Source organism: Streptomyces sp. H27-C3 (genome assembly GCF_030063415.1).
Lineage (GTDB): Bacteria > Actinomycetota > Actinomycetes > Streptomycetales > Streptomycetaceae > Streptomyces.
In genome coordinates, this window is sequence record NZ_JASITA010000025.1 from 106,146 (window position 1) to 116,773 (window position 10,628).

A 10,628-nucleotide genomic window follows, 5' to 3' on the forward strand; every position below is an offset into this window, starting at 1 on the left:
AAGCGCCGTAAGTCATCAGGCCCGGAGCGACATAGGACCTCATGGCATGCCGGCCTGCCTCAGGCAGTGTGCCCGGCCTCGTGACGTGTCGGGCCTCCTCGCGTGTCGGGCCTCATGGCATGTCCGGCTTACCTCATGGCATGTCCGGGCCCGCAGGCATGGCGCGCAGGGTCGGACCTGCGCCGGTCACCGCGATCGCCCCGTCCGTGTCCGTGCGCAGGACGGTGGCGCCCCCGGCGCGGAGGGCGGCGACCGTGCGGGGCGAGGGATGCCCGTAGGTGTTTCCACGCCCGCAGGAGACCAGAGCCAGCCGGGGGCTCGCGCGGGCGAGCAGGGCCGGGTCCTGGTGTGCCGAGCCGTGGTGCGCGACCTTGAGTACATCCACCGGTGGGAGTGCCGGATGATTCCTCAACAGGCCCCGTTGAGCGGGTGGTTCGAGGTCGCCGAGGAGCAGCAGCGTGAGGTCCGCGGAACGGACGAGAAGCGTGACGCTGGCGTCGTTCGCCTCTTCGCGCGTCAAGGCCGGTGCGGGAGGCGGCCACAGCGTGCGCCAGGACAGCGCCCCGATACGGCGCTGCTCACCCGGCCAGGTGGTGAGGACGGGCACCCGGGCCGCAGTTGCCGTCCTGCGTACGAACGCGCTCTGCTCCAGCGGCTCTTGAAGCGTGGTCGTACGGATCTCCCCCACAGACCGGCCGCGCAGCACGCCGGGCAGCCCCGCCACGTGGTCGGCGTGAAAGTGGGTAAGTACGACGAGAGGAACGCGGGTGACACCGAGCTCCCGCAGACAGCGGTCGACGCGGCGCGGGTCGGGGCCCGCGTCCACGACCACGGCCGTGCCGTCACCGGCCGCGAGGACCGAGGCATCGCCCTGGCCGATGTCGCACATCGCGAACGACCAGCCCGGCGGCGGCCATCCGGTGACGAACCTGGTGAGCGGCGCGGGCCGCAGGACCACGAGCAGCAGGACCAGCACAATGGTGGCGTTCAGCCAGGGACGGTTCAACACCCGGCGTGCGGAAAGCACAGCGACGGCCGTCACGGCTGCGAGCAGCAGCCCACCGCGCCAACCGTCCGGCCAGGCGGCCTCCGCCCCGGGCAGAGCCGCTCCGGTGCGGGCGACGGAGGCGATCCACCCGGCCGGCCACCCCGCGCACCCGGCCAGCGCCTCGGCCACGGGCATCGCCAGCGGGGCCGCCGCCAGCGCCGCGAAGCCGAGCACGGTGGCCGGCGCCACCGCGAACTCGGCGAGCAGATTGCACGGGATCGCCACCAGGCTGACCCGTGCCGCCATCATCGCCACAACGGGCGCGCACACGGCCTGGGCGGCAGCCGCCGCGGCCAGCACCTCGGCGAGGCGGGGCGGTACGCCACGGCGTAGCAGTGCGGCGCTCCAGCGCGGGCCGATCGTGAGCAGGGCGCCCGTGGCCAGGACGGAGAGGACGAAGCCGTAGCTGCGGGCGAGCCACGGGTCGTACAGGACTAGCAGCAGGACGGCGGCGGCCAGGGCGGGGATCAGCTGCCTGCGCCGGCCCGTACCGATCGCGAGCAGGGTGATGAGGCCGCACGCGGCGGCCCGCAGCACGCTCGGCTCCGGTCGGCAGACCACCACGAAGGCCAGCGTGAGCGCTCCGCCGAGCAACGCGGTCGCGCGCAGCGGGATGCCGAGCCGAGGAGCGAGCCCGCCGCGCTCGGCCCGCAGGGCGGTGCCGGGCGGCCCAACCAGGAGGATCAGCACAATGGTGAGGTTGCTCCCGGAGACGGCGAGCAGGTGTGTGAGGTCGGTGGCTTCGAAAGCCTCGTGCAGCTCCGGCGGCACCCGCGACGTGTCCCCGACGACCAGCCCCGGCAGCAGCGCCCGCGCGTCGGGATCGAGCCCGTCGGTCGCCTCACGCAGCCCCGCCCGGAGGTCTCCGGCCATGCGCTGCAAGGCAGTCGGCGGGCCGATGACCTCGGGCGGCGCGGTGCCCCGCACTCGCACAACGGCGGCGATCCGGTCGCCGCCGCCACCGGGCGAGGGCGGCGCGAGCGGTACGGACAGCCGGAGTTGGGTGGAGGGCAGGAGCCGCTGCCACCTTGCGGTGGGCCCGCGGGCAGGTGCGATCACCAGGACCGGCGTACGAACTGTGGTGGCCGCTCGGTCCGCGCCGGTTGCCCGAACGACGCGCGTGAGGTCGGCATTGAACATGAGCGGCCTCGCCGCGGTGTGATCACCCCGTACCCGCGGCCTGGTCGGGCGCGGGTCCGATGTCACCGTCAGCTCCACTGTCACCTCGGCGTACCGATGTGCCAGCTCCGGGACCGGGCCCCGGTGGAGGTCGGCTGCGTGCAGCCCGGCCGAGACGGCGGCTGCTGCCGCGCACAGGAGCGCCGCGCCGCCGGCGGTGGCGTTCAGCCTGCGTTGCGGGGCAGCCGTCCGGACGGCCCCGAACGCCAACAGCACGCCCCCAACGGCCAGGCATGCCCCGGCGAACCCCGCCACCCAGCGGCCCGACGCCCCCACTGCGACCGCCGCCGCGGCCCACGCGGCCAGCGCGGGCGGCACCAGCCTCAGATCGACGGGGCCCTCCTGCCTGGGGTCGGAAGCGCCGAGCCGGTGACCGGAATCGGTGTGCGCAGCGGGTCGGGCGTCAGCCGCCGGTCGCGTCATGGTCGTACCAGCGGCTGGATGTCCGCGAACCGGCGGTCGCCGATCCCATTGACCTCGCGCAGCTCGCCGATGGAACGGAAACCGCCGTGCTGCGTGCGGTAGTCGACGATGTGCTGGGCCAGCACGGGGCCGACCCCGGGGAGAGTTTCAAGCTGCTCGACGGTGGCGGTGCTGAGAGTGATCGGACCGGCCCCGGTCGCGCCGTCGGCGACCGGTGCGCCGACGGTCCCGGGGGCAGCAGGGGCGCTGGGCGGGGCTGAGGCACCCACCACCACCTGTTCTCCGTCGATGAGCAGGCGTGCCCGATTGAGCCCCGTGGTGTTCGCGCCGTCTTTGGCGCCACCCGCGGCCCGCAGCGCGTCGGCTACCCGTGACCCCGCAGGCAACCGGCGCACGCCCGGCTGCCTGACCTTGCCACTGACATCGACGACGACGCGCGTGCCGGGCGGCCCGGATGACCCGGTGGACCCGGATGCCCCGGTGGGGGCAGTCGGCGGCAGACCCGGCGCGGGTCCCGGCTCCACCGCCGACTGTCCCTCCCCCACCCTTTCCGGCGGCCTTACCTGGTCCGGCCGCCCCGCCCAGAAGTGCTGGGCGGCAAAGATCGCCGCCACGACGAGAACGACGACCAGAGCGGCCAGCGACCTAGGTTCGAGCCCACAGCGCGACTGCACCCACACCGGCAGCCGCTCCCGCAGCGCCATCCGCAGGCGCGCACCCCGCGCCACACCCGCAGCCGCACCCGCCTCCGGATCCACGTCGGAACGGTCGTCCCGCGCGTCGGCCGCATCCGGACCCGGCACCGCCGACGGGACGCCCCTGCCCCGCGAAGCCGAGTCGCCGCCGCCCGCCTGCGGCCCCGCCCCGGGCCGACGCGCCCAACTGGGCCTACGGGGAGGACCCGGCTCCCGGAACTCAGGACTCGGCGCGGGAAGCACCGAACGACTCGCACCACCCACCGTCGAGGCACCTGGAGCAGGCGACGGGTCGGCCTCGAAGAGCGCCTCCGCGCGGCGGCGCAGCGCCATCGCGGCGGGAGTCTCCAGGTCCGGGCGGCGCAGCCGCCGACGGCGTCCGTGGCCGTGTCGGGTGCGGACGTCCGAGGCCGGGGCGCGACCCGGGCCACTGGTTGCGGAGTGTGATCGAAGAGCCATGCCACGAGACGGTAGACACATCCGGTCGACACCGCTGATCAAGGTCAATTCCGGTGGAAAACCAGCCGGTTGTGGATAACTCGGCCACCGCTCGAAGCGGGGCCGAGCATCACGCTCCGACCATCGCGCTCCGGCGATCACCCTCCGGCCATCAGCGGGGCGAGACCACAGCCCCCAGCAGCCCGGGCCCGGTGTGCGCCCCAATCACCGCGCCCACCTCACTGACGTGCAGGTCGGCCAGCCCCGGCACCCGCTCACGCAGCCGCTCCGCCAGGCGGTCGGCCCGCTCCGGAGCAGCCAGGTGATGCACCGCGATGTCGACGCGCCGCGTCCCCGCCCGCTCGACCACGATCTCCTCCAGCCGGGCAATGGCCTTGGACGCCGTACGGACCTTCTCCAGCATCTCGATCCGCCCACCGTCCAGCTCGAGCAGCGGCTTCACCGCGAGCGCAGAGCCAAGCAGTGCCTGGGCCGCGCCGATGCGGCCACCCCTGCGCAAGTAGTCCAGGGTGTCCACATAGAAGTACGCGGAGGTCTCCTCGGCGCGCTTCTCCGCGGCGGCCACCGCCTCGTCCACCGAGCCGCCCGTGTCGGCGACCTCGGCCGCCGACAGGGCGCAGAATCCCAGGGCCATCGCGACCATCCCGGTGTCCACCACCCGTACCGGCACAGGCGCGTCCTGCGCGGCGAGCACGGCGGCGTCGTAGGTGCCGGAGAACTCGGCCGACAGATGAAGCGAGACGATCGCGGTCGCACCGGCCTCCGCGGCCGCACGGTAGGCGGCGGCAAAGACCTCCGGGCTCGGTCTGGATGTCGTGACGGACCGCCGCTTCTGGAGCGCCAGGGCCAGCGAGCGGGCCGAGATCTCGGTGCCCTCCTCGTAGGCCTGATCGCCGAGGACGACGGTCAGCGGCACCGCGGTGATGCTGTGCCGCTCCATCGCCTGCGGAGGCAGGTAGGCCGTTGAATCGGTGACGATCGCGACATGGCGGGACATGAGCGGGAGATTACCCGCCGAGGGCGCCCGGCGGCAGCCCGGCCTCTCGCAGCGGTCCGGGCGAGCGGCGCGCAGACGCACCGCTCCGGACCCGCCGGCTCCGGTCCGACGGACCGACGGACCGACGGACCGTCGGACCGAACGGCGCATCCCGCTAGCGGATCACAGAGCGCATCCCCCACCGAATCGCAGGGCAAATCCCCCATTTGACGGACCGGATCGCAGAACACATCCTCCACCGGATCGGATGGCACTACGCCGTCGCGAGTCGGATGGCGCTGCGCCCTCCCGGATCGGACGGCACTCCCCACTCCGCCTTCCCGATCAAGGGCGGCCGCCTCCACCGGCAGGGGGCGCATCCTCCGCCGGATCAGACCGTTCCCTCCGGGCGGGCCGTCTTCTGCCACGGGTAGGTGGTCTGCCGCTGTGGGTCGCGGGCGGTGATGGCCTGCGGCCCTGCAGCCCGGCCCGATTCCCCCGCAGAGCCCGCGGCCTCCGCCGCTTCGGCGGCTTCGGCGGCTTCCGCCCTGCCGTCGGACTCGTCCTGCCAGGTCTGCGCCGGGGCAGTCCCCGCAGCCGGTTCCGGGGCGGGCCAGGAGGTGTCCGCGCCGGGCTCCTTCTCCCAGTGCCGCAGCGCACCCGACTCCACATCGATCTGCGCGCTCAGCGCCGCAAGGTCGTCGTCGGCGAACTGGCGCGCCCGGTCCCGCGCCGCCCACCGCAGCGAGTCCGCGGCGTGCGTCACCCGCTCCGTGCGCTCCCGCAGGTCCGGCACCAGCGTGGAGACGCGTGCCTTGTCCGGCTCGCGCTCCAGGCGCTTCAGCTCATCGTCCAGCTCGTGCCCGTGCTCACTGAGCCGGTCGAAGAGCCCGATCGACTCCGAGAGCGAGGCGTCCTGGGCCACGCCCCTGCGCAGTGCTTCCTGGGTGGCCCTCATCGACGTACGCAGTGAGAGCCTCAGCTGCGCCAGCTCCCCGGCGACGCCGGGCTGCCCGAGGCTCTTCGCCCGCAGGCTGGTGTCCTCGACGGTGCGCCGGGCCTGGGTGAGGGTGCGGTCGACGCCGCGCTTCGCCGCACCGACGGCCTTCACCCCCACGTACACCCCCAGCACCACGAATGACACGAAGAGCAGCATCAGGATCACGATCACGGCCTCCATGAGCGCCCTTCCGTCCTCGGTAGTCGGTAGTCGGTAGTCGATCCACTCGGTATGCGTGTCTCTCCACCGTAAACGGAGCGGGCAGGCCGAGGGTTCCATCGGAACCCCCAACCTGCCCGTAGGGGAAAGCACCCATGCCCGCGAATCCCGCCACCTTTCCCCGGCGGCGATGTCCTTAGGCAGGGACGATGTTGACCAGCTTGGGCGCCCGCACGATCACCTTGCGGATGCCGCCGCCGCCCAGCGCCGCGACCACCGCGGGGTCGCCAAGGGCCAGCTTCTCCAGCTCCTCGTCACCGATCGACGGGGAGATCTCCAGGCGCGCCTTGACCTTGCCCTTGATCTGCACGACGCAGGTCACGGTCTCGTCCACGACATACGCCAGGTCGGCCACCGGGAAGTCATGGTGCACCACGGAATCGGTGTGTCCCAGCTTGCGCCACAGCTCCTCGGCGACGTGCGGGGCCAGCGGCGCGACCAGCAGCACCAGCCGCTCGGCCACCGACCGCGACACCGGGCCGCCCACCTTGGTCAGGTGGTTGTTCAGCTCGGTGATCTTGGCGATGGCGGTGTTGAAGCGCAGCCCGGCCAGGTCCTGGCCGACGCCGTCGATCGCCTTGTGCAGGGCACGCAGCGTGTCCTCGACCGGCTCGGAGTCCACGACGGTGACGTCACCGGTCGTCTCGTCGACGACATTGCGCCACAGCCGCTGCAGCAGCCGGTACTGGCCGACCACCGCGCGCGTGTCCCACGGCCGCGAGACGTCCAGGGGACCCATCGCCATCTCGTACAGGCGCAGAGTGTCCGTGCCGTACTCGGCGGAGATCTCGTCAGGAGTGACGGCGTTCTTCAGGGACTTGCCCATCTTGCCCAGGACGCGGCTGACCTTCTCGCCCTGGAAGTAGTACGCGCCGTCGCGCTCCTCGACCTCCGCCGCGGGCACCGCGATGCCACGGCTGTCCCGGTAGACGAAGGCCTGGATCATGCCCTGGTTGTACAGCTTGTGGAACGGCTCGGACGACGAGACGTGCCCCAGGTCGAACAGCACCTTCGACCAGAACCGCGCGTACAGCAGGTGCAGTACGGCGTGCTCGGCGCCGCCGACGTACAAGTCGACACCGCCGTGCGGCATGCCCTCGCGCGGGCCCATCCAGTACCGCTCGATGGCCGGGTCGACCAGCTTCTCGCTGTTGTGCGGGTCCAGGTAGCGCAGCTCGTACCAGCAGGAACCGGCCCAGTTGGGCATGGTGTTGGTCTCGCGCCGGTATCGCTGGGGACCGTCGCCCAGACCCAGGTCCAGGGTGACGTTGACCCAGTCCTCGTTGCGCGACAGCGGGGTCTCCGGCTTGGTGTCCGCGTCGGTGGGCTCGAAGGTGCGCGGCGAGTAGTCCTCGACCTCGGGCAGCTCCAGCGGCAGCATCGAAGCGGGCAGAGCGTGCGCGGTGCCGTTCTCGTCGTAGACGATCGGGAAGGGCTCGCCCCAGTAGCGCTGGCGGCTGAACAGCCAGTCGCGCAACCGGTAGTTGACCGTTCCCTCGCCGATACCCTGTGCGGACAGCCAGTCAGTGATCTTCGCCTTGGCGTCGACGACACCGAGCCCGTCCAGCGCGATCTGCTCGCCGGTGGAGTTGACGATCTTCGCGTCGTACGTGACGAAGGCGTCGTCCCACTCGGCCGCGTCCGTGCCGCGTCCGTCCGTCGGCTCGACGACGCAGCGCATCGGCAGCTCGAAGGCGCGCGCGAAGGCGAAGTCACGGCTGTCGTGAGCCGGTACGGCCATGATCGCGCCGGTGCCGTACCCCATCAGCACGTAGTCGGCGATGAAGACGGGGACCTGCTCGCCGCTGACCGGGTTGGTCGCGTATACGCCGGTGAAGACGCCGGTCTTGTCCTTCGCCTCGGCCTGCCGCTCGACATCGGACTTCGCCGCTGCCTGCGCGCGGTACGCGTCGACAGCCCCGCCCGGCGTGGCGTGCCCGCCGGTCCACACGTCGTGCGTGCCCTCGGGCCAGGCTGCCGGGACGATCCTGCCGACCAGCTCGTGCTCGGGCGCCAGCACCATGTAAGTGGCGCCGAACAGGGTGTCCTGGCGGGTGGTGAAGACGGTGATGCGGTCGCCGCCCGTGCCGACCGGGAAGTCGACCCGCGCGCCCTCGCTGCGGCCGATCCAGTTGCGCTGCTGCAGCTTGATGGCCTCGGGCCAGTCCAGCCCGTCCAGGTCGTCCAGCAGGCGGTCCGAGTAGGCGGTGATGCGCATGTTCCACTGGCGCAGCTTGGCCTTGAAGACCGGGAAGTTGCCGCGCTCGGAGCGTCCGTCGGCGGTGACTTCCTCGTTGGCCAGGACGGTGCCCAGGCCGGGGGCCCAGTTGACGGGGGCCTCCGAGGCGTACGCCAGGCGGTACTCGCCCAGGACCTCGGCACGCTCCCCCGCGCTCAGCTCACTCCAGGGGCGCGCGTCCGGCGTCGTGCGCTGCCCGCTCTCGAACTGCGCCACCAGCTCCTCGATCGGCCGGGCGCGGTTCGCCTCCTTGTCGTACCAGGAGTTGAAGATCTGCAGGAAGATCCACTGGGTCCACTTGTGGTAGTCCGGGTCGATCGTCGCGAACGAGCGGCGCTTGTCGTGCCCCAGGCCCAGCCGGCGCAGCTGCTGCTTCATGTTGTCCATGGCCGCCTCGGTCGACACCCGCGGGTGCGTGCCGGTGGCGACCGCGTGCTGCTCGGCGGGCAGGCCGAAGGCGTCGAAGCCCAGGGTGTGCAGCACGTTGTGCCCGGTCATGCGCTGATGGCGGGCGTACACATCGGTGGCGATGTAGCCCAGCGGATGTCCGACGTGCAGGCCGGACCCCGAGGGGTACGGGAACATGTCCATGATGAACTTCTTGGGCTTGGCGACCAGGGCCGCGTCGCCCGCCAGGTCACCACTGGGGTTGGGCGCCTCGTAGGTGCCCTCGGCGTCCCAGAAGTCCTGCCAGCGTGCCTCGATGTCGGCGGCCATCGCGGCCGTATAGCGGTGCGGAGCTGCCACCTCGGCAGCAGAATTCGTCTCGCTCATGGTCCTCAAAGCTCCATCGATCGTCTCTGCACAGCGGCTGCGAAATTCAGGCTGCGGCACACGGCTGCGGCATACAGGTCGTGTCATCCAGCGAATGAAAAAACCCCTCGCACAGGAGGGGACGCCACGCCGATTCCGACCGGATCTTTCATCCGTTGGGACTGATCAGCGCGGCTCGCTAAGCAGAAGGCGTACGGCACGCATGGCGTCAGGGTACCCCAGGGCTTGTACGGGCCGCATCAAGGTTCCGGCCGGTGGACAGGGCGCGAAAACAACACATCGGCGACTGACGGGAGTGGCTTCCACCACTCCCGCCATCGGGGTTACTCCGCGTATCGGCCCTATCCGGGGCAACATTCGAGCAAGTTTTCCCACACTTCCCTCGCTAAACCTTCAAACCGCGTACCGGCTGGTATGCAGCGACTTAGCATGCGGCAACGGGACCACTTTGCCGAACCATTCGGAGTCGCCCCCCCATGAATCCTCATCGCAAGATCCGCTCGCTCCCCGCACTGAGCCGTCCCGCACAAGGAGGCTTGACCGCCGTCGCGTTGATTCTCATACCCCTGCTCGCCGTTCTCGGCAGCGAGAGTCTGCGCGCCACGCTCGATTTCACCACCGGTGTTCTGTCCCTGGTCTCCCTGACAGCCTCCGTCGCGTGGGGCCTGCTGGCCAGGGACCGGCTGCTGCTGCAGCCACGCCACCGGCTGCTCGCGCAGGGCATCCACCGGGCCACCGCGATCGCCTCGCTCGGCTTCCTGCTGCTGCACGCGACCGTCAAGGTCTCGCTCGGGCACGTCGAGCTCATCGGCGCCCTGATCCCCTTCGGCCTTGGTATCAGCGGCACTTCGGGACTCATCGGTCTCGGTTCGCTGGCCGGCTTCCTCATGATCGTCGCCGCCTCGACCGGTGCGCTGCGCAGCGCCTTCGCGACCCCCGGGAAAACCGCGGGCCGCTGGCGCGCGGTGCACATGGTGGCGTACCCGGCCTGGGCCTCGGCCCTGATGCACGGCCTGTACGCGGGCCGGCCGGCCGCGACCTGGGTGGTCGCGATGTACTCCCTGTCGCTGCTGACGGTCGTCGGCGCCCTCTCGCTGCGGCTGCTCCCGCCCCCGGTCAAGCGGAACGTCGCCGACCGGATCGTGGCCATGGTGACCTCGGGCTCCGTACGCCAGGCGCCCGCCCCGGGGCCGCGCGACGCAGCGCTCTCCCCGCTGCCCGGCGCCGGGCAGGTGCCCTCGCAGGGGCAGCGCGGTCAGCGGCAACAGCCCCAGCAACAGCAGTTGTTCCGTCCGCAGCATGATCCGCACCGGCTGGCACCCCCCGCGCCACCGCTGTACGAGGCAGGGCCGTCCCTTTCCGCCGACTACAACTCGGCGCCGGACACCGGCATATCGGCCGCGTACCGCGCGGTGTCGGGCCCCGCGCCGTCGTCCGACTCCTTCTCGTCCGACTCCTTCTCCGAGGGATTCCCCTCCGCTCCCTACGCCTCCGCGTACGCCGAGCGGATTCCCCTGGCGGAGCAGATCCCGATGACCGAGGAGATCCCGGTCCAGTCGGCGCCCCCCTCCAGCCGCTGGCCCACCCCCTCGCCCCCGCCGCCCGCGCCCGCCGTA

General features: G+C 71.7%; 6 protein-coding genes. 1 reads left to right on the forward strand and 5 read right to left on the reverse strand.

Annotated features, from left to right (window positions below):
• Positions 1-133: 133 nt before the first annotated feature.
• From QMK30_RS24020 to leuS, 5 genes are all read right to left on the reverse strand, one after another.
• Positions 134-2,650: a ComEC/Rec2 family competence protein gene (locus QMK30_RS24020; RefSeq protein WP_283520379.1), complete on the reverse strand. Its 2,517-nt coding sequence runs from the start codon at positions 2,648-2,650 to the stop codon at positions 134-136.
• Entirely contained in the window at positions 2,647-3,804 is a 1,158-nt protein-coding gene (locus QMK30_RS24025; protein WP_283520380.1) for a ComEA family DNA-binding protein, read from the reverse strand. Before QMK30_RS24025 ends, QMK30_RS24020 begins: the two co-directional genes overlap by 4 nt.
• A gap of 151 nt (positions 3,805-3,955) precedes the next feature.
• Positions 3,956-4,801 carry a DegV family protein gene (locus tag QMK30_RS24030; RefSeq protein ID WP_283520381.1) on the reverse strand — a complete coding sequence of 282 codons (846 nt, stop codon included), beginning with the start codon at positions 4,799-4,801 and terminating at the stop codon, positions 3,956-3,958.
• A gap of 370 nt (positions 4,802-5,171) precedes the next feature.
• On the reverse strand, positions 5,172-5,960 hold the full coding sequence (locus tag QMK30_RS24035; protein WP_283520382.1) for a hypothetical protein: 789 nt from the start codon (positions 5,958-5,960) through the stop codon (positions 5,172-5,174).
• A 175-nt stretch (positions 5,961-6,135) separates the two neighbouring features.
• Complete coding sequence (gene leuS, locus QMK30_RS24040) at positions 6,136-9,012, reverse strand: leucine--tRNA ligase (RefSeq protein ID WP_283520383.1); 2,877 nt, start codon at positions 9,010-9,012, stop codon at positions 6,136-6,138.
• 476 nt (positions 9,013-9,488) lie between these two features.
• Between leuS and QMK30_RS24045 the strand changes: the two genes are divergently transcribed.
• The coding region (locus QMK30_RS24045) for a ferric reductase-like transmembrane domain-containing protein (protein ID WP_502963212.1) at positions 9,489-10,628 on the forward strand (1,140 nt) is incomplete at its 3' end.

Bases quoted from the DNA above. Each gene is read 5' to 3' on its own strand.
- QMK30_RS24020 (WP_283520379.1), bottom strand. From the start codon at position 2,650: ATGACGCGACCGGCGGCTGACGCCCGACCCGCTGCGCACACCGATTCC.
- QMK30_RS24025 (WP_283520380.1), bottom strand. From the start codon at position 3,804: ATGGCTCTTCGATCACACTCCGCAACCAGTGGCCCGGGTCGCGCCCCG.
- QMK30_RS24030 (WP_283520381.1), bottom strand. From the start codon at position 4,801: ATGTCCCGCCATGTCGCGATCGTCACCGATTCAACGGCCTACCTGCCT.
- QMK30_RS24035 (WP_283520382.1), bottom strand. From the start codon at position 5,960: ATGGAGGCCGTGATCGTGATCCTGATGCTGCTCTTCGTGTCATTCGTG.
- leuS (WP_283520383.1), bottom strand. From the start codon at position 9,012: ATGAGCGAGACGAATTCTGCTGCCGAGGTGGCAGCTCCGCACCGCTAT.